This is a genomic window from Tahibacter sp. (genome assembly GCF_032229445.1).
Taxonomy (GTDB): Bacteria; Pseudomonadota; Gammaproteobacteria; order Xanthomonadales; family Rhodanobacteraceae; genus Tahibacter.
Window position 1 is genome coordinate 1 of record NZ_JAVTWC010000018.1, and the last position, 26056, is coordinate 26056.

At 66.1% G+C, this 26056-nt stretch carries 21 protein-coding genes, 1 tRNA gene, 1 pseudogene and 1 riboswitch; of the genes and pseudogenes, 16 read left to right on the top strand and 7 right to left on the bottom strand.

Going from position 1 to position 26056, the window contains the following annotated elements:
- Positions 1 to 403: 403 nt before the first annotated feature.
- The gene (locus tag RUU78_RS03870; RefSeq protein ID WP_313913863.1) at positions 404 to 3265 is read right to left on the bottom strand and encodes a winged helix-turn-helix domain-containing protein; all 2862 of its coding nucleotides are present in this window, start codon (positions 3263 to 3265) and stop codon (positions 404 to 406) included.
- Positions 3266 to 3983: 718 nt separating this feature from the next.
- On the opposite strand from RUU78_RS03870, the gene RUU78_RS03875 reads away from it, so the two are divergent.
- Together RUU78_RS03875 and RUU78_RS03880 are read left to right on the top strand one after the other, a co-directional pair.
- Positions 3984 to 4316 (top strand): pilin, encoded by a 333-nt coding sequence (locus RUU78_RS03875; RefSeq protein WP_313913865.1) that lies wholly within the window; start codon positions 3984 to 3986, stop codon positions 4314 to 4316.
- A gap of 227 nt (positions 4317 to 4543) precedes the next feature.
- Positions 4544 to 4903, top strand: a complete 360-nt coding sequence (locus RUU78_RS03880; protein ID WP_313913867.1) for a response regulator — start codon at positions 4544 to 4546, stop codon at positions 4901 to 4903.
- Between the two features lie 173 nt (positions 4904 to 5076).
- Here the strand turns inward: RUU78_RS03880 and RUU78_RS03885 are convergent, their stop codons facing one another.
- Together RUU78_RS03885 and RUU78_RS03890 are read right to left on the bottom strand one after the other, a co-directional pair.
- Positions 5077 to 5526, bottom strand: a complete 450-nt coding sequence (locus tag RUU78_RS03885) for a CBS domain-containing protein (RefSeq protein ID WP_313913868.1) — start codon at positions 5524 to 5526, stop codon at positions 5077 to 5079.
- 47 nt (positions 5527 to 5573) lie between these two features.
- Entirely contained in the window at positions 5574 to 6017 is a 444-nt protein-coding gene (locus RUU78_RS03890) for an Hsp20/alpha crystallin family protein (protein WP_313913870.1), read from the bottom strand.
- Between the two features lie 389 nt (positions 6018 to 6406).
- On the opposite strand from RUU78_RS03890, the gene RUU78_RS03895 reads away from it, so the two are divergent.
- Both RUU78_RS03895 and RUU78_RS03900 read left to right on the top strand, forming a co-directional pair.
- A complete protein-coding gene (locus RUU78_RS03895; RefSeq protein WP_343232311.1) occupies positions 6407 to 7945 on the top strand; it encodes a thymidine phosphorylase family protein in 1539 nt (512 codons plus the stop codon).
- The gene (locus RUU78_RS03900; RefSeq protein ID WP_313913872.1) at positions 7942 to 8847 is read left to right on the top strand and encodes a ribose-phosphate pyrophosphokinase; all 906 of its coding nucleotides are present in this window, start codon (positions 7942 to 7944) and stop codon (positions 8845 to 8847) included. Before RUU78_RS03895 ends, RUU78_RS03900 begins: the two co-directional genes overlap by 4 nt.
- A 195-nt stretch (positions 8848 to 9042) precedes the next feature.
- Here the strand turns inward: RUU78_RS03900 and RUU78_RS03905 are convergent.
- Positions 9043 to 9119: transfer RNA gene (locus tag RUU78_RS03905), tRNA-Arg, on the bottom strand.
- Positions 9120 to 9396: 277 nt separating this feature from the next.
- On the opposite strand from RUU78_RS03905, the gene RUU78_RS03910 reads away from it, so the two are divergent.
- Entirely contained in the window at positions 9397 to 9915 is a 519-nt protein-coding gene (locus RUU78_RS03910; RefSeq protein WP_313914033.1) for a c-type cytochrome, read from the top strand.
- A gap of 235 nt (positions 9916 to 10150) precedes the next feature.
- Here RUU78_RS03910 and RUU78_RS03915 read toward each other — a convergent pair whose 3' ends face one another.
- The gene (locus RUU78_RS03915) at positions 10151 to 10747 is read right to left on the bottom strand and encodes an ACP phosphodiesterase (protein ID WP_313913874.1); all 597 of its coding nucleotides are present in this window, start codon (positions 10745 to 10747) and stop codon (positions 10151 to 10153) included.
- A gap of 35 nt (positions 10748 to 10782) precedes the next feature.
- On the opposite strand from RUU78_RS03915, the gene RUU78_RS03920 reads away from it, so the two are divergent.
- Entirely contained in the window at positions 10783 to 11346 is a 564-nt protein-coding gene (locus RUU78_RS03920; RefSeq protein ID WP_313913875.1) for a hypothetical protein, read from the top strand.
- Between the two features lie 63 nt (positions 11347 to 11409).
- Here RUU78_RS03920 and RUU78_RS03925 read toward each other — a convergent pair whose 3' ends face one another.
- Positions 11410 to 13365 (bottom strand): reprolysin-like metallopeptidase, encoded by a 1956-nt coding sequence (locus RUU78_RS03925; RefSeq protein WP_313913877.1) that lies wholly within the window; start codon positions 13363 to 13365, stop codon positions 11410 to 11412.
- A 304-nt stretch (positions 13366 to 13669) separates the two neighbouring features.
- Here RUU78_RS03925 and RUU78_RS03930 point away from each other — a divergent pair, with 304 nt between their 5' ends.
- The 10 genes and pseudogenes from RUU78_RS03930 to RUU78_RS03975 all read left to right on the top strand — a co-directional run.
- Entirely contained in the window at positions 13670 to 14350 is a 681-nt protein-coding gene (locus RUU78_RS03930) for an alpha/beta fold hydrolase (RefSeq protein WP_313913879.1), read from the top strand.
- A gap of 1 nt (position 14351) precedes the next feature.
- Complete coding sequence (gene zapE, locus RUU78_RS03935) at positions 14352 to 15437, top strand: cell division protein ZapE (RefSeq protein WP_313913881.1); 1086 nt, start codon at positions 14352 to 14354, stop codon at positions 15435 to 15437.
- 239 nt (positions 15438 to 15676) lie between these two features.
- The gene (locus RUU78_RS03940; RefSeq protein ID WP_313913883.1) at positions 15677 to 16984 is read left to right on the top strand and encodes an amidohydrolase; all 1308 of its coding nucleotides are present in this window, start codon (positions 15677 to 15679) and stop codon (positions 16982 to 16984) included.
- 228 nt (positions 16985 to 17212) lie between these two features.
- Complete coding sequence (locus RUU78_RS03945; protein WP_313913885.1) at positions 17213 to 17773, top strand: type II secretion system protein GspG; 561 nt, start codon at positions 17213 to 17215, stop codon at positions 17771 to 17773.
- Positions 17774 to 17972: 199 nt separating this feature from the next.
- Positions 17973 to 18182: riboswitch (cobalamin riboswitch) on the top strand.
- Between the two features lie 328 nt (positions 18183 to 18510).
- Positions 18511 to 20865 (top strand): ribonucleoside-diphosphate reductase subunit alpha, encoded by a 2355-nt coding sequence (locus tag RUU78_RS03950; protein WP_313914034.1) that lies wholly within the window; start codon positions 18511 to 18513, stop codon positions 20863 to 20865.
- A gap of 246 nt (positions 20866 to 21111) precedes the next feature.
- A complete protein-coding gene (locus RUU78_RS03955) occupies positions 21112 to 22071 on the top strand; it encodes a ribonucleotide-diphosphate reductase subunit beta (RefSeq protein ID WP_313914036.1) in 960 nt (319 codons plus the stop codon).
- A gap of 18 nt (positions 22072 to 22089) precedes the next feature.
- Positions 22090 to 22512 carry an acyl-CoA thioesterase gene (locus RUU78_RS03960; RefSeq protein WP_313913887.1) on the top strand — a complete coding sequence of 141 codons (423 nt, stop codon included), beginning with the start codon at positions 22090 to 22092 and terminating at the stop codon, positions 22510 to 22512.
- A gap of 47 nt (positions 22513 to 22559) precedes the next feature.
- Positions 22560 to 23384, top strand: a complete 825-nt coding sequence (queF, locus tag RUU78_RS03965) for an NADPH-dependent 7-cyano-7-deazaguanine reductase QueF (protein WP_313913889.1) — start codon at positions 22560 to 22562, stop codon at positions 23382 to 23384.
- Entirely contained in the window at positions 23381 to 23752 is a 372-nt protein-coding gene (locus RUU78_RS03970) for a hypothetical protein (protein ID WP_313913891.1), read from the top strand. The genes queF and RUU78_RS03970 overlap by 4 nt, the downstream gene beginning before the upstream one ends.
- Positions 23753 to 23834: 82 nt before the next feature.
- A pseudogene (locus tag RUU78_RS03975) lies at positions 23835 to 24128 on the top strand (low molecular weight protein tyrosine phosphatase family protein); the annotation flags it as partial.
- 209 nt (positions 24129 to 24337) lie between these two features.
- Here the strand turns inward: RUU78_RS03975 and RUU78_RS03980 are convergent.
- A complete protein-coding gene (locus RUU78_RS03980; RefSeq protein ID WP_313913892.1) occupies positions 24338 to 25939 on the bottom strand; it encodes an alpha-glucosidase family protein in 1602 nt (533 codons plus the stop codon).
- Between the last annotated feature and the right edge of the window lie 117 nt (positions 25940 to 26056).

Consider the following 26056-nt stretch of genomic DNA (forward strand, 5'->3'; position numbering starts at 1 on the left):
CCCGGACGCCGGCGGCGCGCACCGGGAGGGGGTCTCGCGGGCCCCGCTACTTTGGGGTGCCATAAAGGCGGGCTAGTCCTGCCAACCGCGCCCGCGGCGTGAGCCGGGGTCGCCGGCAACGACTGTGGCTACGGACCACGATCTGAAACCCACGTACGCATGGCAGACACGTCAAGCAGGGTGATTCGGCCAGGGACGGCCTTCCTGCACAACGGGTGGCGCGGTTGTCTGGCGCGGCACCCGCTCAGCCGTTATCGCGTGTCGGATCGACGTCGACGATGGCATCGCGCGGGCCGAACCGGCTGCGCTTTGCTGTCACTCGTTTCTCACTGCTCTCCACCTGACCGCCAAACACGCAAGCGGAGCGAGAAAACCATAGCGCCTCAGCCCGCTGTCACAGACCTTACGGCGTGGCCCAGTTCGCCCCCTGCGATGCGCTGACCAGATGCGCGCGATCGCGTCCGGCCGGATTCATCCACAGGTCGGACGCGCCGCGCATCCCGCTTGCAGCGAGCAGATGCAGGCGTCGCTCGTCGGGGCAGCGCGGCACGGCGGTGTTCGCGTCCATGAGGCTGTGCACGAGCAGCTCGCCCAGCACGTCGCCGTGGACTCGCGTGTCGGTGTGCAGTGCTTCGAGTCCCTGCGCGGCCAGTTCGATCTCGCCGCGCGCCTGGGCGATCAGCGCGCGCACGGTGCGTGTGCGTCGGCGCTCATACCAATAGTCAGGCGGCAGCATGTTCTCGATGAGGGCGATCTCGCGCTCCGCGTCGTCCGCCTTGCCCTCGGCCAGGGCGATCTCGGCACGCGTGATGCGCAGGTTCGCCTCGATCATGCGATAGCCTGAATCCCGGATCAGCGGCAGGGTGCGGTCGATGATCGTGCTGGCGGTTTCGAAATCGCCGACACGCGCAAGCAGCGGCGCGACTTCCATCGCGAGCCCCCAGCGATCCGGCTCCACCTGCGTGTCCTGCGCTGGCGTCAGCAGCGGGGCCAGCAGGCGGCGCGCCTCGGCGACGTCGCCGGCCTGGATCGCGAGCTCCGCGTCGCCGAGGTCGGCAAAGTGGTTCAGTGCCGGATTGCCGGCCGTGCGGCAGCTGCGGAATTCCGAGCGCGCGTCCGCCGTGCGCCCCTGCAGCAGGCGGACGGTCGCGCGGATGCAGTTGAGCGGCGCCGTGCTTTGCGGCAGGTTTCCGCTGGGCGTTTCGCGCAGCCGGCTCTCCGTCGACTCCACCGTGAGCAGCGCGCCGTCGAGGTCGCCGCGCAGGTATTGCAGTCGCGCGCGATTGAGTCCAACCGCATAGACCATTCCACCTTGCTGCGGCTCGCCGTCGAGCAGCGTGAGGCGCTTTTCGAGGGCCGCGAAATCCAGGCGTAGCGTGTCCTGCTGCAACAGATGCAGGTCGATGCGGCGGCGTTCGATTGCATTGCCGGCAGACTCGGCGATGGCCGCCGCCTGCGCGAAGCGCCGGTGCGCTTCGCGCGTATCGCCATCGCGGTAATGCGCGAGCGCGACCCGGCGCAGGGCATCGATCTCCGCGGCGCTGTTGCCGGCGGTGCGCGCTTCGGCCAGCAGCTGGTTCAGCGTGCTTTCCGGGACGGCCGGTGCACCGCGCTCAAGTTCCGCGCGCATGCGCGCGCCGAGCACGCCGAGGCGGTCGCCGATGGCGGCGAAACCCTGTTCGGCCTCGCGCAGCAGGTCGCCGATCTTTGTGTCGCCGCTGGCGCTGCGCGCCTCGGCCAGCGCCAGGGCGGCCAACGCCCGTTCGTGTTCCCAACCCATCGTATGCGCCAGCTCCCGTGCCTGCGCGGCGCTGGCCGCGGCGGCGCGAAAGTCGCGATTGGCGATTTCAGTTTCGGCGCGTTCGATCAGCCAGTCGATGGCCTGCGCCGGAACCGGCGGCAAGGCCTCGCCGATGCGCTCGGCCGCTTCACGGCTGCGACCGGCGCGACGCAGGCTGGCCGCCTCGGCGGGGCGATAGCCCGTGCCGTCGGCGACGTTTTTCTGCAAGGCGGCATAGGCATCTGCCGCGGCGGTGTAGTCCTGCCGGATCACGAACGCTTCCGCCTGCACCGGTTCGCGTAGGAACGCCGGCAGGCCGTCGATCCAGCCGGTCGTGCGGCTCAACTCCGCCTGCGCCGCGCCCTGCTGGCCGAGCCGCGTCAGGCAGCGCGCGAGGCGGAAGCGGGCAAAGCCCATCGCGGGCACGGCAGTCAGCACCGTCGTATAGGCGCGGACCGCGTCGCCCCAGCGATGCTGCTGTTCGGCTTCGAGTCCTTCCGCCAGCTGCTGTGCCGTCGCCGCATCCAGGTTCAGCGTCGGCGCATGGTTCGAATCGGTCGCGGCCAGGCGCGCGAACACGTCCGCGCTGACCGCGGCGATCGCCGAAACCAGGTGGGCGCTGTCGGCGCGCCGGACGATGGCGGCCTGCGGGGCGGAGCCACGGAAATGCGCCGACACCCGCCACTCAGTGCCCTGCGCCGGCGCACCGACTTCCAGCAGCACGATGGTTTCGTTGCCGTCGGCCACGGACTCGGACGGCGTCCTGAGGATGACGTGCGGCACGCTGCTCAGCTGCCAGCTCAGCCAGTGCTGCAGCAGCCGCGCCGGCCAGCGCAGGTTTTCCGGCAGGCTCGGATCGGTCGTCGCGACGAGGACGACATGGGTCGGCGCCGTGCCGCGGCTGCGCGCACCGAGCAGACCCCCGGTCAGCAGCATCAGGCTCAGGCAGGCTGCCGCGGTCGCCAGCGTCAATGCCCAGCCGCGCGGAATCGTCGACGCCGAACGTGCAGCGACCGCGGGTGCCGATACCTCCAGCGGTGCGGCGTCGTTCACGACGTCCGCGCGGGTCGCGGCGTCGATGACGAGGGCTCCGATTTCCGGCGACGCGACAGACGTCGGCTCGTCGGCGGACACCAGCTCGAATTCCAGCGTCGGCGGCGGATCGAAAATGTAACCTTGTTTGGATACCGTACGTATCCATTGCTTGGCCGCGCCGCCGAGTGCACGGCGCAACAGCCAGATCGACGTGGTGAGGTTGGCGTCCTCCACCACGGCGCCGCGCCAGACCTTGCGGAAGATCGCGTCGCGGGTATGCAGCACGCGCGGTTCGCTCAGGAACAGCAGCAGCAGGTCGAAGCAGCGCGGATTCAGTTCGTAGGCGACGCCCGCGCGGCTCACGCAGCGGTAGCGCGGATCGATTTCGATCTCGCCCAGACGGACCAGCCGTGTGTCGGCGGGCCAGGGAAGCGTTTTTACGTCGGCCATGCTCTTACCCTTGCGAGGGGCTTGCGCCGTCGACCGCCGACGGTACTACCGCTGCGGCCTGCTGTTCGGTGACGAAACCTGCAACTTCCTGCTGTGCGCAACAGCCGGTAACTCATGGCCGAACGCGCGCCTGTCACGCAGATGTCCAGCGCATTGCGCTATGCAGCAACCCGTGCAGGCTGACTGGTACGCAGGAAGAAACCGCAATGCTGTCCGTCGCCGGCCGCGTCATGCGGCCGCAGCGCAACGCGCATGCTGCGGTGCAGCGTGCGCGCCATTCCTTTGGGAGCCCCCCCGGGCACCGAGCGATAGTCGCTCAGGTCGTAGCAATAAATCCATCCAGGTATTAGCCCTCTAGCGCAAGTGTTGTCTAACGACGAAAAGGCATATCACTAGTCAAAAAGGCAACTAAGCAACAAATGGCAGCGAACCGAACGGCTGTGCGCCAGCGCACCGATCTGGCAGCATGTGCCCGGATGTCCGGGGGAAACACCCACCGCCTAGCCCGCCCTTCCCACACCCGTTTGTAGCGAGGCCGTCGAGACGCCGTCCTGATGCGCGCCGCCCGAGTGATGGCGAAGGCGGAGTCGACATTACGTCGAGCCGACACGAGGGAGCAGTGCGCGTCGGGGCGAGCGTATCGGCGGCCGCAGTAGAAAAGGGGTGAGAGAGGCGAGCCAGGCACTGGCGCCGTATCGATCGGTACGGATGAACGTTCGTGCGGCAGGGCGACACGCTGTGCGCGCAGATCTCTGATGGCGATCACCCGGACCTCCGCTCTCGAGCTGCTGGCACACGATTCGACCGCATCGATGTTGCCGACGGCGCGATGCACGTGCGCCTCGGCCATAGGATCAACAAGCACTTCAAGGGCCAGGTGCTGAGCCTGCGCCCCATCGTCGTCAAGGGCAGCCCGGTCAGTCCGGTGTCGTGGATCTGCGGCCATGCGTCGGTGCCCGAGGGCATGCAGGCCGTGGGCGACAACAGGACCACGGTCGACGACCGCTTCCTGCCGACCGTGTGCCGCACCGAGCGCGTCGCCGCGCCGTAGTGCAGGAATCGCCAGGGCTCTGCGAACTCAGATCAGCCTGCTCCTGGAGCGCCCTTGAGTCGGGGTGGCCAACGCGCAGCGTCGGCGAGGGTTGCGGGGACCTGACGTGGATCGCAGGGAGCGACGCTCCAACAATGTGCGGACGACTTTCCCCTTGGTGCAACACCGGACACCCGCCTTTCACCGCGCCGTGTCCACACTGCAGGTCGGCCTTCCCGGACCCGGTGATGAATTCCCTGACGATCGTGGTAGCGGATGACGACGAGTCCTTGCTGACTTCGCTGGCGCAACTGTTGCGCCTGGGCGGGCACACCGTGCACACCGCTCACGACGGCATAGAGGCCCTCGCTTTGTGCCGCGCGCAAACGCCCGACTCGGTGTTGCTCGATATCGACATGCCCGGCCTCACGGGATGGGATGTCGCAACAGCACTGACGGTGACCGATGAACGCTGCCCGGCGCGACTGGTTGCGCTGAGCGGCCGAGCCTCTGCCGGCGATCGCGAACGCTCGCGCGCCGCCGGGTTTCATGCCCATTGCACCAAGCCGGCCGAACCGGCGGAACTGCTGCGACTGCTCGGCGCCTGAGCCGGCGGCAGGGCTGCGGGACGCGCACCTCGAAACGACGCGTGCTTCCGGCTGTCGATGCGACGCTGATTGTGCCGTCGTGCGCCGGGCTGCGATGCCAATTCCGGCGAGGAAGGCCGCGGTGCGGTCCTCCTCGCCGTGGCGCGCTGGTACTTCGCCTTTCGATCAGACGCCTATTTGCTGTTCGATGCAGGATCGCGCGATTCGTCAACCCAGGTGCGGGTCAGTGCACACAACTCTTCGCTCAAGGCGTTGAGCACATCATGCGCCGTGACCAAACCAACGAGTTGCTCGCGAGCATTCATGACGGGAAGGCGGCGTGCACCGCGTCCTCGCATCATGCGCGAGACGGTGACGAGATCCGCATCATCCCGGCATGTCACGATGCTGCACGACATCACCTCGGCAACCGGGACTCGCACCGGATCCCGATGCTCCGCCACCACGGCCAGGGCGATATCGCGATCGGTAAGAATCCCCAAGGGGATGTCGCGGCCATCGCATTGCTCCATCACCACCACGGCACCTACCTGGTGATGAGCCATCGCCAGCGCCGCCTCCGCGACGCTGGAGGTCGGCGTGATCCCGATGACGCGTCGAGTGCAGATATCGAAAATTCGCATGGAAGGACCCGATGCGGCAGCGCTGTGGGGAGAAGGAGCGATGTGTATCAGGCGATCTTGATCTTGGCGCTGCTACCACCCGCCTTCTTGGGCAAGGTCAGTCTGAGCACGCCGCCGTCGTAGTGAGCCTGTGCGTTGCTGCTGTCGACCTCCTGGGGCAGCAGGAAACTGCGGAACGCCTTGCCGAAAAAGCGCTCTGTATACAAATCCTTCTTGTCCGAGCCCTCGGACTTCTCGCGATGCACTTCCGCACTGATGGACACCTGATTGCCATCGACGGCGATGTCGATATCTTCCTTCTTGACGCCAGGCACATCGACGGTGACGTGATAGGCATTGGCTTCTTCGGACACGTCCAGCTGCATCGCCAGTGTCTTTTCGTAGCCGCGGCCGAGCTGGCCAAAGGTCATGTCAGGAAGCAAGGACGCCAGATCCGCCAGCGAATTCGACTGGGTCCGGCGAAACGGGTGGAATAGACTTGGCAATTGCATGACTGATTCCTCCAGGGGTGATTGTGATCAACGACCGCGCCAATGTCTGCGCCGTCGTGACTGGAACCATAGTCACCTACGGCGCCCTGCGCGTTGATCTGGGTCAATCTCAGTCTTCGGGGCGCCCGGTGCCGCTACCCTTGATCCAGCTCAAGCCGGTACGCAGCCGTCCGTCGACAATGGGACGAACGTCGAAACCGGCCCAGTGTTCTGTTGTGGACGTCACCATGCGTTTATCACCGATCGGACAATGTCATGTACACATCCTGCGGCGCTCATGTGTCCGCCGAACTTCCCGAGTGTCTCGATGCGATCGGACGGCGTTCGCCGAGCCGGACGATGGAGGGCAGGATGGAAACGTCCAGCCAAGCGCGTAGTCCGGCCCATCCATGAGCCACATGGAAAAGCCGAACTCGCGTCCAATCGCGGCTTCGAGCAGTGGCTTGATTCCTCTGCGCCTCGGTATCGATGCGAATCACCAGCCGGTTGTCTTCCTGCACAGGGATTCGGTCGTTTGTTGCGCCGAGGGGTTGCAGGGGCACTCGCGGTTGCAGGTACATGTCGGCGCACGAAGCATCGTGGCTTTGCTCGACGTCGTATCGGGGCAACTGCTGGACGTGAATCAGGCCGGCTTTTCGGAGGCAGCGTGGGCTCTGCTTTCGCCCGCCCCGGGCGAAATGGTCACATTTTCGCCGTCTCCGCCGCTTGATTCGATGAGTGCAGTGCGGACCCGGATCTATGGCGGCAAACTCGAGCGGGCGCAGTTCGACGCGATCATGCAAGACGTCGTGGCTCAACGCTATTCCGACGCACAGCTCGCCGCCTTCGTCAGCGCGTGCGCGCACCCTTCGTTTTCGGAAGACGAGACACTGGATCTCACGCGTGCCATGGTCGGCGTGGGCAACCGATTGCACTGGAATAGCGCCATCGTTGTCGACAAACATTGCGTCGGCGGCATTCCGGGCAATCGCACGACATTGATCGCTGTGCCCATCGTGACTGCGCTGGGACTGGTCATTCCAAAAACCTCGTCGCGCGCCATCACCTCGCCGTCGGGCACAGCAGACACGATGGAAGTACTGGCTCCTGTATCCCTGAGCCTGGCCCAGATGCGCGGCGTGGTCGAGCGCGAAGGCGGCTGCATTGTCTGGGGCGGAGCAGTCGACCTGAGTCCCGCCGACGATCTGCTGATTCGCATCGAGCGTGCCCTGGATATCGACGGGACCGGCCAGCTCATCGCATCGGTGATATCCAAGAAGGTCGCTGCCGGCGCCACTCATGTCGTGTTCGACATACCGGTCGGACCCAGCGCCAAACTGCGTTCGCCACTGGCAGCGCAAGCCCTCGAGGGCGCGTTGCAAAGAGTCGGCACGCGGATGGGACTGCAGGTCAGATGTCTGCTGAGTGACGGCACCCAGCCCGTTGGTCGCGGCATCGGGCCCGCGCTGGAAGCACATGACGTACTGGCCGTATTGCGCGGGGCGGTGCAGGCCCCGGCCGACCTGCGCGAGCGTGGCTTGGCTTTGGCTGCGTCGATCATTGAGATGGGCGGTCTCGCACCGCCGGGCGGTGGCCTTGCCATCGCCACGGCGGTACTCGACGATGGGCGCGCCAACGCAAAGTTCGAGGCAATCTGCGCCGCACAGGGCGGCATGCGCGTGCCGGGCCACGCGAAGCACAAACACGATGTGGTGGCTCCGCATTCGGGCATGATCGGCTCGATCGACAATCGCCTGATCGCCCGCACCGCCAAGCTCGCCGGTGCGCCGCTCGACCCTACGGCGGGCATGTACCTGCATGTTCGCGTTGGCGATCATGTTGACGCTGGCGATCCGCTGTTCACGTTGCACGCGGAGTCCCGGGGCGAACTGGCCTATGCGCTGGCCTTCGTCAAGAACCATATGAAGCTGATCGATGTGATGCCATGAAGCCAATGCAGCTTTACGCAATGCCGGGCAACGAGGCGATGTGTATGGCGCTCGCAAGTTGCCTGGAAGCCCAAACCGCCGGGCTGGCGGTGCACCGCTTTCCCGACGGCGAATCGCGGGTGACGTTGGAAAAGCCCGCCTCCGGTGCGCCTGTCGCCATCGTCGCCAGTCTGCACGACCCCGATGCCAAGGTTCTGCCGCTATTGTTTGCTGCCGACACGCTGCGCGAACTGGGTGCCAGTCGCATCGGACTCATCGCTCCGTACTTGGCTTACATGCGTCAGGACACGCGGTTCCATCCCGGCGAATCAATCTCGTCGAGGCCTTTCGCCGCCGTGCTCTCCCGGCATTTTGACTGGCTGGTGACGGTGGATCCTCATTTGCATCGCTATCGGTCGCTCGATGCGATCTACACGTTGCGCAGCGGCGTCACCCACGCGGCACCGGCGCTGGCGGAATGGATAGCAACGCATGTCGAACGTCCCGTACTCCTCGGCCCGGACGAAGAAAGCCGCCAATGGGTGGACGATGTGGCGGCCCGAATTGGTGCGCCCAGTGCGGTTCTGGCCAAACAGCGCCACGGGGACCGCGATGTGACGATCCGGTTGCCGACGCTGAGTGCATGGAAGAGTCACACGCCGGTCCTGCTCGATGACATCATCGCCAGCGGCGGCACGTTGGCCATGGCAAGCCGGTGCCTTCGGGACGCCGGCATGCCTGCCCCGTATTGCGTTGCTGTCCATGGGCTGTTTGCCGCCGGCGCCATCGAGCTGCTGCGCGACGCCGGCGTTGCCGAGATCAAGGCAACCAATACCGTGCCGAGCCCTTGCGGTGGCATAGATGTCGCGGCGCTATTGGCCCGAACCATAGAAACGATGCATGACAGTGTGGCGCTAGCCTGAACGGTCGACCTTGGTCAATTCCGCCCGCCGCGTCTGTCGCGAGCGCATGCCAGTCGCTGGATCAGGTCAGGCCGCACATGAAGAAAGTCGTCATCGCGTTTCACGCTCGGATGTTTTGCGCAAGCGGCTACCGCCGGCGTCAGGTTGGCGCCCTCCGATGGTTCCCGCGTATACACGGCAACAATTGGCGATATTTGGCGCGCCCGGAGGGATTCGAACCCCCGACCACCGCCTTCGGAGGGCGGTACTCTATCCAGCTGAGCTACGGGCGCGTGGTGACGGTGTTGCGTTGCGGTCTTGCACCGCGGAAGCGGGTCGGTTGCGGCAGCGGTGCCAGTCGCGGGTCAGCCGATGGGGCATGGTCGTGACAGGGGAGGCGTGAACCGCGCGATGTGGCCCGGCGCGCATCATAGCTGCCCCGCCGGGCGCCGGGCTAGCCCTGCGCTTCCGTGCCAGGGGGGCGGCCGTTATACTTGCCCGTCTTTTTTCCGTGCCGGGTGCCTCTCCGGCCCACGCCGCCGCTAGGAAAGGTGTTCTGTGAGCAGCCCGATTACCAAGACCGACCTGGAATTCCTTAAGCGCTTCTCGATGCTGATCGGCGTGCTGGCACTGATGGCCGTGGCCTTCATCCTGCTCGCGCTCTATATCTATGCGAAGAATCCCGCGGCGCCCAGCCCGGTCGCGGAGAAAGTGGTGGCGGATCGCCTGGCTCCGGTCGGCGCATCTTATGCGGGTGAAACGGGTCGCGCCGCGATGCTGGCCGCGGAGGAGGCTCGCAAGAAGGAAGCCGCGAGCCGCGTCGCCTACGGCGGCACGACGGACGGCAAGGTGATCTACGACCAGCTCTGTGGCGCCTGCCACAATTCCGGTGCAGGCGGCGCGCCGCTCATCACCGACAAGGCGGCCTGGGCGCCGCGCATCGCGCAGGGTGCCGACACCCTGGTCAAGCATGCCACCGAAGGCTACACGGGTAGAGCTGGCATCATGCCGGCACGCGGCGGCAACCCGTCGCTCAATGACGAACAAGTCAAGGCGTCAGTGCTCTGGATGATTGACCAGGTCAAATGACACACGTTGGCGAGATGCGTTGACGCACATCTCGCGTGTGTCGTTCAGGCTGGGCATGCATGAGCGGCAGGCGATAGCACCAGGGAAGGTTGCCGACATCGAACCGCTTCTGTCCCCGGTCAGTCAACGCCCATCTCGCCAGCAAAAAGCACGGAAGCACTCGCCGGTCCGCCTCGCGCCACGCACTGCACTGAAGGATTCCACACGACACCGCCACCCGGCGGTGTCGTCGTTTCTACGACTGCGCGGTCCTGTCGGCCAGCCACGCCTGCACGTGGCTTCGCAACTGCGGGAAGAACACCTCGAAGCCGGTCTGCAACGCCGCGTCGCGTTCGAGCAGCAGCGGCAAGGCTTGATGCAGCGGATTGGCGCGGCTCAGGCGCGTGCCGACGCCGGCCAGGGCGCGGCCGATCATCGCGGCATCCGCGTAGGCGGCCGGAAGCTCGTTGCGCTGCATGTAAGCGACGAAACCGTGCATCTGGGGCGGCAGCTCGGCGGCGTGGCGTCGCAGCAGGGCCAGCAGCGCGGCCGAGTACAGGGCCAGCGGCGTATCGCACCAGCGCGCGAAGTCGCGCGCGAGCAGATGGTCGAACCAGATATCGAGCAGAATGCCGGCATAGCGTCGGAACGGCGGGTCGAACAGGCGGCGCAACTCGGCAACGACAGGATGGGCATCGGTATAGACGTCGATCGCGCGATGCAGCCGTATGCCGCGCGCGACGCCGGGGCGCAGATCCGTCGGCACCGGTCCGTGCACGAAATCACCGGACAGGCCGCCGAGGATCAGGTCTTCGTCCGGACCGGCCAGCACGGCGTGCGCAAGATGGTTCATGCGCCGAGCATAGCTCGCGGTGGTGAGGGTGGGATGTGAGCGCGCCGAAGGAGCTTCAGGTGCTGGAACTGGAAATCGTCGATCAGGCTCAGGCGCACTATCTCGTGCGCGACAATGGCGCAGAGTGTGGCTTCATCACGCGCGCAGATCGCACCGGCGAACGCCGCCTGCAGCTTGGCGATACGACGTTGACGCTGCAGTGCAATCACCGCGCAGCCGCTCTGGCCAGAGGACGAGGCGGCATCGTGTCGATGCTCTGGACGAGCTTGCGGCCGGACGGCAGCCATACATTGCGCGATGACACCCTGGAATTGGCGCAGCTGCGCAACGTCGTGCGCTGGGGGCGCGGCAGCCATGTCGCATTGACGCTGACTGGCGGCGAAACCTGGAGCGTGCATACGGACGCACCCGTGCCGCGACGGCTGATGCTGCGCCGCGACGGCGTCGACCGGGCCGAACTGCTGATCCAGGGCAACTGGCGCGAACGGCTGAGCATCGCTGACACGCCGTTGCCGCGCGGCATTGCCGTGGCGCTTGGTTGTGTCGTGCATCAGGCCTGGGGCAACGATCCGTACCGCGGCGACAGCGGCAGCGACTGAGGCGGCGCGAGGAGGGGACGCCTCGTGTCCCGTCGCGTCCGGACCGGCGGCAGTCGCGTCGGTTCACTCCAAGCCGTTGCGGAAGATCGTATCGTCCTGCACGACGGCAAAGTTCACATTGGAAATATCGAAGAACAGGTTGTTGCTGCAGCGTACGCGGATACGGCCCTGCGTGGTGACGCTGCGGGAAGGAATCACGATGTCGGCGCTGCCGTCATTCGGCGTCGCCGTGACCAGACGCGACCAGAACGTACCGCCGTCGCGCGAGTAGTCGATGTCGACACTGGCGCAGCTGATCGGCGCGGCGGTCGTGCCGGCGACGTCCCAGGTCACGGCCTGCGGCACGCCGGCGGTCCAGCTCACCGCCGTGTTCGGCGCGGTGACGAGGAACGGTCCGGCGCTGCCGACGACCTGGATGCCGGGCATGTCGACGCTGCTGCTGCGGCCGCCGCCGGGATGGTTGTCGCGCACGGTCAGGCGGAACTTCATCGATGCGCGGTCCATGGTCGGCAGGATTTCGCCGGGCGCGGTCGTGTTCGCGAGCAGGTTGGACAGGCGCGGGATCGTACGTCCGGGAACGGGGGCCGGATTCCACGAGCGCATGATCGGACTGCTGCCATTGTCGACGTTGATCGCGGTCGATGCGCCCAGGTCGTATTCCTCCCAGGTATAGCTCAGCGAATCGTTGTCCGCGTCCGCGACGAGCGGAGCGAGCAGTTCGAACGGGGTGCGCGCTGGGATCGCGTAAGTGGCCGTCATCGGCGGAATGACCGGCGCACTGCTCGGATTTGGCGTCGAGCTGCTGCCGCAGCTCGGCACCGCATCGAGGCGGGCCTGCATCTGCTCCAGGCTCTTGGCATGGAAATACGGGTCCGAGTTCGGCTGCAGGTCGTCCGTATTGCAGATGCCTGCATAGGCCTGGATCGTCGAGCCACTGCCGGTTTCGTAGGCCGCACTGGCCGTGCGGTTGCCGCTGCAGGCGCCGGTCGTACTGTTGAACGTGTGCGAGCCGCCGTACTGGTGGCCGATTTCGTGGGCGACATAGTCGATCCAGAACGCATCGCCCTGCGGATTGCCGCGGCCGGTCACGCCGCGCGCCTTGGTGCTGTCGTTGCAGATCGCGTTCAGCGTGGCCACGCCGCCGCCGCCGGTGCTGAACACGTGGCCGACGTCGTAGTTGGCTGCGCCGATCACGCTGCTCAGGTTGGTCTGGTTCTGGGCCAGCATGCCCCCCCCGTCGCTGTTGCTGTACGGGTCGGTGCCGCCGTTGGTGTAGATCAGCAGGTTGTTGTTGGCGACGAGCTGCATGGTCACGCTGAATTCGTTGCCGTAGACCTCGTTGACGCGGTTCATCGCGGTGACGACGGCCGCAAGACCCTGCGGTACGGTGCCGCCGAATATGGCGGTGTACTCACCCGTTGCGGCGACCGCTGTGCGCAGCACGCGCCGGTTCGCGCCGGTCACGGTACTGGCGACCGGTGCAGCACCGAGGTGCTCGTCCGGGGTTTCGTCGGTGCCGTGCACGTCGCAGTGGAAGCGCGCGCCGCTCGCGCTGTCGCTGCGACGGAAGCTGATGTAGGCGCTGCCGCCGCCCAGCGTGTTCGGCTGCACGATCCAGCTGCCGTCGCGATCGAACACCAGCGCCTGCAGGCCGAGATCGGAAAGGTCGAGGCGCACCCGGTTGCCGGCCTCGTCGCGGCCGCGCAGGCTGACGATCTGCGGATAGCGCGCGGCCAGTTCGGCCGGCATCGTGCCCGAGTCTTCCAGCACGAATTCCGCGACGCTGCCGTCCGGCCGCGGCAGCGTGAACGGCTTGGCCTGGGCCACCGCGTCGCGCAGCGCGATGCGTGCCGCGGCGACGTCGAGCTCGAGGCTGCGATAGCTGCGCGGCAGCGGGCCGTTCGCGTCCAACGGCAGCGGCGCGGTGGCATCGGTCCAGAGTCCGGCGGCGGCCGCCTGGCCCGCGGCGGCACCGAGCAGCAGTACCGAGATCACACGGGCGAAAGAGGTGCGCATCATCAGGCGTCTCCTGCAGACGAATCGGTCGTGGGTCGTGGACTGTGCAAGCGGCCGGTGGCCGGCGCATCCGTCGCACGGCGGAACCGGGGCGAGTGTCTCCGGTGAACGCGCGGCAAAATGCCGGGTTGGCACCTCCGGCGCAATTCTTCGCATTTCGTTGCAGCGGATCCCGGCACAGCTCCGCCGCGACCGATGCGGGCGCAGCGGTACGGGCAGTGCTGACGGTGACTCGCCTGCTGGCCACGCGAATCGCCCTGCAACCGCGCTGCTGCCGTGCCGCAGGAGCCTTGGCTACAATCCGCGGATGACCGACTCTCCCGATACCGCCGTCCGCTTTCCCGCGTCCTCGGGCGCACTGAACCTGCCAGGCCCTGCAGGCCTGCTCGAATGCCTGATCGAACGGCCCGATCAGGAGGAGCGCAGCGGCACCGCGATCGTCTGCCATCCGCATCCGCTGCACGGTGGCACGATGCACAACAAGGTCGTCACGATGGTGTCGCGCTCGCTCGTCGAGCTGGGCCTGTCGACGGTGCGTTTCAACTTCCGCGGTGTCGGCAATTCGCAGGGCGAATACGACGACGGCAACGGCGAAACCGAGGATCTGCGCGCGATCGCCGACTGGCTGCGCCGCGAGCGTCCGGGCGATGCGCTGTGGCTCGCGGGTTTTTCCTTCGGCAGCTACGTAGCACTGCGTGCGGCGCAATCGCTGGCACCGCAACAGCTGATCCAGATCGCGCCGCCGGTCGGACGCTGGGCCTTCGACGCGATCGATCTGCCGGATTGCCCGTGGTTGATCGTGCAGGGCGAGGCCGACGAGGTCGTCGATCCCGCCGCGGTGTTCGCCTGGGTCGCAGGACTGGCCAGGCCGCCGCAACTGGTGCGCATGCCTGAGACCAGCCATTTCTTCCATCGCCGCCTCATGGATCTGCGCGGCGCGATCAAGAACGGCGTACGCGACAACCTGCCGCCGCTGCGGACCCGCTGAGGTGAGCGCAACGTCGCACTACGTCGCCGGCGTGCAGCGCGGCGACTGGCAGGACGATGCCGCGCAGCGCAGCGTGCTGGTGGAGCTCGACCGTATCGGCGGGGCCTTGCAGCCCAGTGTGCCTGCTGGCCTGTTCGCGCGCCTGCGCGCGCACTTCGCCGCACCCGAACCAGTACTCGGCCTGTATCTCTGGGGCGGCGTTGGCCGCGGCAAGACCTTCCTGATCGACCTGTTCTTCGAGCACCTGCCGATCGCGCAGAAGCGCCGCGTGCATTACCACCGCTTCATGCGCCAGGTGCAGGCCAGACTGACGGCGCTGCAGGGGCGCGAAGATCCGCTGTCCGACGTGGCCGAGGACATCGCCGCCGATACGCGCGTGCTCTGCCTCGACGAATTCTTCGTCAGCGACATCGGTGACGCGATGATCCTCGGGGGTCTGCTGCGCCATCTGTTCGCGCGCGGCGTCTGCCTCGTGACCACGTCCAATACGGCGCCGGCCAGACTCTATGCGAACGGTCTGCAGCGCGAGCGCTTCCTGCCGGCCATCGCGCAGATCCAGCAGCATTGCGCGGTCGTCGAAATCGTCTCCGTCCAGGATTGGCGCCTGCGCGCGCTGACCCAGGCGCGCGTGTTCCATGCGCCGCTCGGGCCGGATGCGGAGCGCGCGCTCAACGACTGCTTCCAGCGCATCAGCCATGGCGTCGCGCGCGGCGAGGCGCAGATCGAAGTTCACGATCGCGACATTCCCGTGCGCCGGCTTGGCGAAGACGTGGTCTGGTTCGCCTTCGAGGCGATTTGTGAAGGCCCGCGCGCTGTCGCCGACTACATCGAGATCGGCAAGGACTACGGCACCGTCATCGTCTCCGGCGTGCCGCAGTTCACGCCGATGATGGAAGATGCGGCGCGCCGCTTCATCGAGATGGTCGACGAGTTCTACGACCGTCACGTCAAGCTGATCCTGTCGGCTGCCGTGCCCATCATCGACCTCTACGACGGCGACCGGCTGCGCGCCGAATTCAGCCGCACCGAGTCGCGCCTGATCGAGATGCAGAGCGAGGACTATCTGGCGCGCGAGCATTTGCCGTAGGTTGGAGGCGAGCCGAGGGCGAACCCCAACATCGAGGCCTCGCATCCGGCCGGTCGTTGTGGCGGAGATCCGCCCGGTTCGACGGTCTTCGCGATGTGAATACCTCGATGTTGGGATTCGCTGCGCTCACCGCCAACCTACGCGGCTGCGACTGCGGACCGGCATGACGCAATAGCCACGGTCCCGCGCCATCGCGCCCGGCTTGGCCTACCATCGGATTTTTCGCGGAGAACCCAGCCATGCGCCGAATCTGTCTCGCTCTGCTTGCCGCCATGACCGCGGCACCCGCGTTCGCCACGGCGGATACGCAACAGGCCGCCGCAGCGGTTGGCGATCAGGTGATCCAATGGCGCCGCGACATCCACCAGCATCCCGAACTCGGCAACCGCGAGACGCGCACGGCCAAGCTCGTCGCCGATCACCTGAAGAAGCTCGGCCTCGAGGTGAAGACGGGCGTCGCGCATACCGGCGTCATCGCCTGGCTCAAGGGCGGCAAGCCCGGGCCGCGTCTTGCGATCCGCGCCGACATCGATGCATTGCCCGTGACCGAGGAAGTGGATCTGCCGTTCGCGAGCAAGGTCCGCAGCACCTACGGCGGTCAGGAGGTCGGCGTCATGCACGCCTGCGGCCATGACGCGCATACCGCCATCCTGCTCGGCGTCGCGACCGCGCTGGCCGGCATGAAGAAGGACCTGCCCGGCGAAGTGATGTTCATCTTCCAGCCCGCCGAGGAGGGCTCGCCGCCCGGTGAGGAGGGCGGCGCCAAGCTCATGCTCAAGCAAGGCCTGTTCCGCGACTGGAAGCCCGATGCGGTGCTCGGCCTGCATGTGTTCTACACCCTGCACGCCGGCCAGGTCGGCGTGCGCGAAGGCCCGCTACTGGCCGGGTCCGACCGCTTCAAGATCCGCGTGTTCGGCGCGCAGACGCACGGCGCGCAGCCCTGGCGCGGTGTGGATCCCATCGTCACGGCCGCGGCGATCGTGAGCCAGGCGCAGACCATCGTGAGTCGACAAATGGACATTTCTAAATTGCCGGCCGTGCTCACTTTTGGCATGTTCCAGGGCGGCGTGCGCTACAACATCATTCCGGAGAAGGTTGAACTCGAAGGCACCGTGCGCACCTTCGATGCCGGCATGCGCGAAGACCTGTTCAATCGCCTGCGCCGCACTGCCGAAGGCGTGGCCGAGGCGCAGGGCGCGCGCGTCGAACTCGAAGCGCCGATGCCCGACGTGCACAACCCGGTCACGCGCAACGACGCGGCGTTGACCAAGCGCCTGCGCCCGAGCCTCGAGAAAGCCGTCGGGGCGCAGAATGTCATCGAGGTGCCGCCGAACATGGTCGCCGAGGACTTTTCCTACTTCGCCGACGAAGTGCCCGGCCTGTATTTCTTCGTCGGCGTCGTGCCGCCGGGCCAGGATCTGGCGAAGGCCGCACCGAACCATTCGCCGAAGTTCTTCCTCGACGAAAAAGCGCTCGATGTCGGTACGCGCTCGATGCTGCAGGTGGCGGTGGATTTTCTGGGTGGCACGCCGAGCGGGCAGGAATGAGAGGAGAGCAGTGAGAAACGAGTAGCAGCGAATCGTTCCGCCGCTCTCCCTCTTTCTCACTCCACTGCCGTATTTTCGCGCTCCGTCGGAACTCGCTGCGAATACCTCGGGTCGATAGGGGAGCCGTGCTGCGGCGAACTCCCCGCAATTCCCCTTTCCTGCATGCTGATTCGTTCGGCGGCGCATTCGCGACGCCGCTGGCAGCGTGCGCCTCGCAGGAACCGCATCGTGTACCGATCGAATCGCGTTGCCGGCAAAGTGCTGCTGTGGCCGCTCGTGCTGTTGCCTGTGGTTGCCGGACTCGCAGGCCTTATCGTGAATCACGGCTGCATCAACCAGGGCCGTCCATTTCACGCCGTACGCGCGGCTGCGATCAGGCTTGAGAGGGTGATCGCGATGTTCCGGCTCGACTGCGGCCGATTGCCGGACAGTCTCGACGAATTGTCCGGTGTCGTGCGCGAACGCAACTGCGTCAACGATCCGGTGCGCCCCTCCGTGCTCGTCGATCCCTTCGGCGTGCCGATGGTTTACTGGCGAGCTGCGGATGGCAGCGCGTTCGAAGTGCGCTCGATCGGTCGCGACCGCGTCTATGGAAGTGCCGACGACGTTTCGACTGGCGACTGGGAGTGGCCATGGCCGCGACCCAGGAACTGGCAGGTCATCGGGCAACGCACATTTGCACTGCTGGTGCTGATAGCGCTGGTGGCATCTGCCGCCTACACGGTGTTCCTCGGCCTGTGGGCGCTCTGGCGCCTGGCCCGTTGTGTGGTGCAACTCGGCTCGCGCTGATGTGCCGGAGGCGGCGCATCGCGGCGGACGATCGTTTCGCATGGTCGGTGCCGTCTCGCAGCCATCACCGACCATCACCGGCACGACCCAGTCCCCAGGCCGATTGCAAGCCCTTCGCGCTACTTTTCTTCACGAAACTGAAAGCGCGAATTGCCGACGAATTCACAGCCAATTGTGTTGACCCAGGTCTGTCAACCTCTATATGTTGTGTTCCGTCGGTTCCCGGTCACGGCCGGGATTAAACGGGAATCCGGTGCAATTCCGGAGCTGCCCCGCAGCGGTCAGTGGAAACGAACGTCCTCATGAGCACTGGCCCGCAAGGGCTGGGAAGCGAGAACCAGTAGGTGGGTCCGGGGTTCCGGATCCGTGTCCGCAAGCCCGAATACCTGCCGGCAACCGCGCGTTGCACACCGCGTGGTAACGGCCAGGAGTCTCCGCGGGGAGACGGGTCCAGCGCAGTCGCCGGCTCTTGCAGCCCTGGCGACGCGTTACCCGTATTCCGCCACTCCGCACGCCCGAGGGGGCGTGGCTACGACTGCGGCCTGAACCGCGGCGTCGCCGTCCCTTCGTTTTGCCGTTCCCGGGACAGGACGGCAGCCGTGCTCCACTACACCGGAGGGAGTTCCATGAGCACCACAGAACATGACGTCGCCAGCGCCACGGCTCGCACCAGCGCTACTCGCACCGATTCCCGCGCGCCGCAGTTCGCGCTGACCCCGCCGCATTCGACCGGCGCGATGGCTGTGACCAAGCGCAACGGCAAGCGCGAGCCGGTTGATCTGAACAAGATCGTGCGCGCCGTGACGCGCGCCGCCGACGGCCTGTATTCCATCGATCCGATGCGCGTGGCCACGCGCACGATTTCCGGCCTCTACGACGGCGCGACCACGTGGGAACTCGACGAGCTGTCGATCCGCACCGCGGCAATGCTCACGGCCGAAGAGCCTGAATACGGCCGCCTCGCCGCCCGCCTGCTGTCGGACTACATCGCCAAGGAAGTTTCCGGCCAGGAAATCCACGCGTTCTCGCAGTCGGTCACGCGCGGTCACGAACTCGGCCTCATCAACGAGCGCCTGCTGTCGTTCGTGCAGGCCAATGCGCGCAAGCTCAACAGCGCGCTCGACCTGGAACTCGACCGCCGCTTCGACTACTTCGGCCTGCGCACGGTCTATGACCGCTATCTGCTGCGCCATCCGAAGACGCGCAAGGTCATCGAGACACCCCAGCAGTTCTTCCTGCGCATCGCCTGCGCGCTGTGCGAGGACGTCGGCGAATCGCTGGAGCTGTATCGCCTGATGGGCAGCCTCGACTACCTGCCCAGTTCGCCCACGCTGTTCAACTCCGGCACCACGCACGAACAGTTGTCCTCGTGCTTCCTGCTCGATTCGCCCGACGACTCGCTGGAGTCGATCTACAAGCGCTATGCCGACGTGGCCATGCTGTCGAAGTTCTCCGGGGGCATCGGCCTGGCCTACACGCGCGTCCGTGCGCGCGGGTCGCTGATCAAGTCGACGAACGGCCTGTCCAACGGCATCGTGCCGTGGCTCAAGACGCTCGACGCATCGGTCTCCGCGGTGAATCAGGGCGGCAAGCGCAAGGGCGCGGCCTGCGTTTACCTCGAACCCTGGCATGCGGACGTCGAGGAATTCCTCGAACTGCGTGACAACACCGGCGATGAAGCGCGCCGCACGCACAACCTCAATCTCGCCAACTGGATCCCGGACATCTTCATGCGCCGCGTCGAAAGCGATGCGATGTGGTCGCTGTTCGATCCGAAGGCCGTGCCGCACCTCGTCGATCGCTGGGGCGCCGCGTTCGACGCGGCCTACGAGCAGGCCGAGGCCGCTGGGCTGGCGCACAAGCAGGTCAAGGCGCGTGACCTCTATGCACGCATGATGCGCACGCTGGCGCAGACCGGCAACGGCTGGATGACCTTCAAGGACAAGTCGAACCGCGCCTGCAACCAGACCGCAAAGGAAGGCAACGTCGTCCACTTGTCCAATCTGTGCACCGAGATCATCGAGGTCAGCTCGCTCGGCGAAACCGCCGTGTGCAACCTGGGTTCGATCAACCTCGGCCAGCACATGAACGCCGACGGCTTCGACTACGGCAAGCTCGCCGAAACCGTGCGCGTGGCCGTGCGCCAGCTCGACCGCGTCATCGACCTGAATTTCTATCCGATCGAATCCACGCGCAGCTCCAACCTCAAGTGGCGCCCGGTCGGTCTCGGCGTGATGGGCCTGCAGGACGTGTTCTTCAAGCTGCGCCTGCCGTTCGATTCCGAGGAGGCGCGCACGCTGTCCACGCGCATCGCCGAGGAGATCTACTACAACGCGCTGGTTACCTCGCACGAGCTCGCGCTCGAACGCGGCGCGCATCCGGCCTTCGCCGACACGCGCGCGGCGCAGGGTGAACTGCAGTTCGACGCCTGGGGCGTGACGCCGTCGGACACGACGCGCTGGAACGCGCTGCGCGAGAACATCCGCACCGGAGGTCTGCGCAACTCGCTGCTGATCGCAATCGCGCCGACCGCGACGATCGCCTCGATCGCCGGCTGCTACGAATGCATCGAGCCGATGGTGTCCAACCTGTTCAAGCGCGAGACGCTGTCGGGCGATTTCCTGCAGGTCAACAGGTACCTCGTCGAAGAACTCAAGCAGCTCGGCCAGTGGACCGCGGAAATCCGCGACCGCATCAAGCTGGCCGAAGGCTCGGTGCAGGACATCAAGGAAATTCCGGAGCGCCTGCGCCATATCTACCGCACGGCCTGGGAAATCCCGATGCGTTCGCTCATCGACATGATGGCCGCGCGCGGCGCGTACATCGACCAGTCCGCGTCGCTGAACCTGTTCATGGAAAGCCCGAACATCGGCCAGCTGTCGTCCATGTACATGTACGCGTGGAAGGCCGGCCTGAAGACCACGTACTACATGCGCTCGCGCCCGGCCACGAAGATCCAGAAGACCACGGTGACAGCGGCCGCCGCGACACCTGCGCCGGCGCCCGCCGCGCCGGTCGTTTCGCAGCAACAGGCGGAAGCGGCGGTGTTCTGTTCGCTCGAAAATCCTGAATATTGCGAGGCGTGTCAGTAGGCAACAGGTGAAAGGCCTCTCCCCCCAAGCGAGCTTGGAGGGGGAGGGAGCCGTGCGCACAGGCGTTTCGCATGACGCATTTGCAATAAATATCAAAAGTACCAACAGACAGCCAAGCACCATAGCCAACCGGTAACGAAAATGACCATGCCTTCGTCAGAGCAGACTCCTTCCTTCGGCATCAGCGCTTCCTCGGCGCAGGCACCGCGCTTGCTCGACGCAGGCTTCAACCTGACGCTGCGGCCGATGCGGTATTCGCAGTTCTACGACATGTACCGCGATGCGATCCGCAATACCTGGACCGTCGAAGAAGTGGATTTCTCGCTCGACGTCAACGATCTGCGCAACAAGTTCGGTCCGGCCGAGCGGCATCTGATCGAGCGCCTGGTGGCGTTCTTCGCGACCGGCGACTCCATCGTCGCGAACAACCTCGTGCTGAACCTGTACAAGCACATCAACGCGCCCGAGGCGCGCATGTATCTGTCGCGCCAGTTGTATGAGGAGGCGCTGCATGTGCAGTTCTACCTCACGCTGCTCGATACCTACCTGCCTGAGCCCGAAGCGCGTGCCAAGGCGTTCGACGCAATCGAAAACATCCCGGCGATTCGCCACAAGGCCGACTTCTGCTTCAAGTGGATGGATTCGATCGGCAAGCTCGACCGCATCGAGACGCGTGAGCAGCGCCGCCAGTTCCTGCTCAACCTGATCTGCTTTGCCGCCTGCATCGAAGGGCTGTTCTTTTTTGCCGCGTTCGCCTACGTGTATTACCTGCGTTCGCGCGGTCTGCTGCACGGCCTGGCCGCCGGCACCAACTGGGTGTTCCGCGACGAGTCGGGTCACATGGCCTTCGCCTTCGAGGTGATCCGCGTGGCGCGCGAGGAAGAGCCGGAGCTGTTCGACGACGCGTTGCAGGCCGATATCGCGCAGATGCTCGACGAGGCCATCGCCTGCGAGCAGCTGTTCGCCGAGGACGTGCTGTCCGGTGGCGTCGCCGGTCTTTCGCTGCGCGACATGCGCCAGTACCTGGAATACGTCGCCGACCAGCGTCTCGCCCAGCTCGGCATGCCCAAGCGCTACCACGCACGCAATCCGTTCGCGTTCATGGACCTCCAGGACGTGCAGGAACTGACGAATTTCTTCGAGCGCCGCGTGTCGTCGTACCAGGTCGGCGTGGAAGGCGAAGTGGCGTTCGACGTCGCGTTCTGAGTGGGTCGCGAGCGGATGGTGAATACCGTACTCGGCGCGAGCCCCGCCGGCGTGACCGAGGCGCGCCTGATCGAGATCGTGTTTCCCGATCACACCAATCACCTGGGCACCTTGTTCGGGGGGCAGGCGCTGGCCTGGATGGACAAAGCTGCGTTCGTCGTCGCTACGCGCTACGCGCGCCGCACCGTGGTCACGGCGCGTTCGGACCAGGTGGATTTCCGCCTGCCGGTCAGGCAAGGCCAACTGGTCGAGCTGATCGCGCGTGTCGTCGCGACCGGACGCAGTTCGATCCAGGTCGAGGTCGATCTGATTGCCGAAGACCTGCTGACCGGCGACGCGCGCCTGTGCACGCGCGGCCGCTTCACGATGATTGCGCTCGACGCGCATGGCACGCCGACGGCTGTCGTGCCGCTGCCGGCTAGCGCCACCGCGGACGCATAGCGCGCGATACGGTTCAGCGCCTGTGCCCGGCGAGATAGACTAGCCCGATGAATCCCGAACTCTCGCCCCTGGGCAAAAGCGTCACCTACGCCGACGAATATTCGCCTGCGCCGCTGTTCCCGATTCCGCGCGCGGCCAAGCGCGCCGAGCTGGGTCTCGCCGATGCGCTGCCGTTCGATGGCGTGGATATCTGGAATGCCTACGAGCTGTCCTGGCTCGACCCGCGTGGCAAGCCCGTGGTCGCGCTGGCGGAATTCCGTGTGCCGGCGCGGTCGCCGAACATCATCGAATCCAAATCCTTCAAGCTGTACCTCAATACGTTTGCACAAAGCCACATGGCAGACGCGGATGCCGTGGCGACGCTGTTGCGGCGCGACCTGTCGGCGGCGGCGGGTGCCGAGGTCGGCGTCGCGCTGCAGCCGGCCACAGCGTTTGCGCAGGCTGTGCTGCGCGAACTCGACGGTGACTGCATCGACGGGATCGATGTCGCGATCGACGAGTACACAGCACCACGGCCGGAGTTTCTGCACGCCCACGCGGGCGACGAGGCGGCCGAGACCCTGGTCTCGCATCTGCTCAAGTCCAATTGCCCGGTCACCGGCCAGCCCGACTGGGCCAGCGTGCAGATCCGCTATCGCGGTGCGCGCATCGATCGAGCCGGGCTGCTGCGGTATCTGGTCTCGTTCCGTCGTCACAGCGACTTCCACGAGCAGTGCGTGGAGCGCATCTTCCGTGATGTGAGCGAGCGTTGCGCACCGGGCGAACTCGCCGTCTACGCGCGTTATACGCGGCGCGGCGGCCTCGACATCAATCCGTTCCGCAGCAACAACGCCGCCGACGCGCCGGACAATCCGCGCGGCGCGCGGCAATGACCGACATACACGCACGCGGCGTCGCAAGACGACCGCGATCCACGCTCGATCATTCGGGCCTCGGCATCGCCGCGTTCGTCATCGCACTCCTGGCGATGCTGCTGGCCATGATCGTGGTGCCGTTCGGTTTTGTCCTGCAGATCCTGCCGCGCCTATTCGGCCTGGCGACGAGCGGCGGCGAACTTGCCGCCGGCGCGATCGGCGTGCTGGCTGCGCTCGATATGACGGCCGTCGGACTCGCCTTCGCGGCGCTGCGCCAGGAAGGACGCTCGCGTGTCTTTCCGATGATCGCCCTGGTGGTCTCGGGACTGACCCTGCTCGCCATCGGTGTCATCGTCGGACTGGTCGCCCTGGTGTTCCGGGCCTGAAGTCCGGGCCTGAAGCAGGACGTCCGTCGGGCGTGTCGTACTGCAACGATATTCGATCCGGAGACATGTCGTGCTGAAGGTTCTGTTCGTCTGCGCCCAGAACCGGTTGCGCAGCCCGACCGCCGAACAGGTGTTCGCGCAATGGCCGGATGTGGAAACCGCATCGGCCGGCATCAACCGCGACGCGAGCGTTCCGGTCTCGCCGGAGTTGCTCGCCTGGGCGGACCTGATCTTCGTGATGGAGCGCCGCCAGCGTAGCAAGCTCAGTCACAAGTTCCGTCCGCAGCTACGCGGCAAGCGCGTCATCTGTCTCGACATCCCGGATGAATTCGAATACATGGACGAAGGCCTGATCCGCTTGCTGAAGGCTCGCGTGCCGCGCCATCTGCCGGCGCTGAGGACCACGCCGGTGATCGCCGCCACGGACGCGGTCGAGCCGGAAGTTCGCGCGACTGAGGACGGGCGCGACGAGTCATGACCGGCCGCTGTCGGTCGCTGTTCAAGCGACACGGCGATCGTGGCGGCGCAGATCGGCGGACGGCGATGGGGTCGACGCCGGTCCATTGGCCACCGCACGGGCGCGATTCAGTACATTGCTATCCAGGCGCCGCGCGGCGGCAGCACGAGTGAGCCGGCGTCCTGCGCAGCCGCTGCAGATTCGTACACGATTGCTGTCGTCGTCGGTAGTGGAAAACAGACGCGCTGCGGTGTATCACCGAGATTGAAGGCGACCAGCAGCCGCTGTGCCTCGGCGCCACGCTCGAACGCGAGTACCGGCTCCGGTGCGTCGAGGAAGCGGATCGTCCCGCCGCACAGGGCCGGCTGCTCGCGGCGCCAGCGCAGGAACTCGCGGAATCGCTGCAGCACAGATCCTTCCTGCTGCTGCCGGGCAACCGACAGCGAGGCGTGCGCCGCGGCGACGGGCAGCCAGGCCTCGGCGGTGCTGAAGCCGCCGCCGCCGTCGTCCCACGGCATCGGCGTGCGGCAACCGTCGCGTCCCTTGAAATCCGGCCAGAACGCGATCCCGTAAGGATCGCGTATCGCCTCGAACGGGATTTCCGCTTCGGGCAGGCCGAGTTCCTCGCCCTGGTAGATGCATACCGATCCACGCAGACAGCAGACCAGGATCAGCAGCTGGATGGCCAGATCAGGCGACGGATTCCTGCCGCCCCAGCGCGTGACGACGCGCTGCACGTCGTGGTTGGACAGCGACCAGCAGGGCCAGCCGTCGGTCATCTGCGCTTCGAGCTGTTCTACCGTGTCGCGTATGTGACGGGCCGAGCATTCGTCGCCGAGCAGCTCGAAGCTGTAGCCCATGTGCAGGCGGCCGGGCCGGGTGTATTCGGCCGTGGTCGCAAGCGAATCCTCGGCGGAGATTTCGCCGAGCGAGACGGCGCCGGGATAGCGATCCATCAGCGTGCGCAGGCGTTCGAGGAAGCCGAGATTCTCCGGCTGCGTGTTGTTGTAGTGGTGGAATTGGAACGCGTAAGGGTTGTCGGGCGTGAACCCGCGGCCGGTGCGCAGCGCCGCGGGCTTGGGCGGGTTGTCGCGCAGTTGCGCGTCATGGAAGCAGAAATTGATCGCGTCCAGGCGCAGGCCGTCAACGCCACGGTCCAGCCAGAACTCCACGTTGTCCTGCGCGGCCTGCTGCACCTCGGGATTGTGGAAATTCAGATCCGGCTGGCTCGCGAGGAAATTGTGCAGGTAGTACTGACGCCGGCGTGGTTCCCACTGCCAGGCGACGCCGCCGAAGATCGACAGCCAGTTGTTCGGCGGCGTGCCGTCCTCGCGCGGATCGGCCCACACGTACCAGTCGGCCTTGGCGTTGTCGCGGTTCTCGCGGCTTTCCTTGAACCAGTCGTGCTCGATGGAGGTGTGGCTCAGCACCTGGTCGATCATGACCCTGAGCCCGAGCTCGTGGGCACGCGCGAGCACGCGGTCGAAGTCTTCCAGTGTGCCGAACAGCGGATCGACCGCGCGGTAGTCGGCGATGTCGTAGCCGAAATCGTGCATGGGCGACTTGAAGAACGGCGAGATCCAGATCGCATCGACGCCGAGGCCCGCGATATAGGGCAGCCGCATCAGCAGCCCCGGAAGATCACCGACGCCGTCGCCGTTCGCGTCCTGGAAGCTGCGCGGATAGACCTGGTAGATGACGGCGCCGCGCCACCACGGTGATTGACTCATGTTCGCGCGTCCGTTGACGTGGCTGCCCGCCGTGCGGGTTCGGGGCGCAGCATAGCGGCGGCGCGCTCCGCTGCTGCGGCGACTGCAATCGTATTCATACGCCGGGTTGCGTCGGCG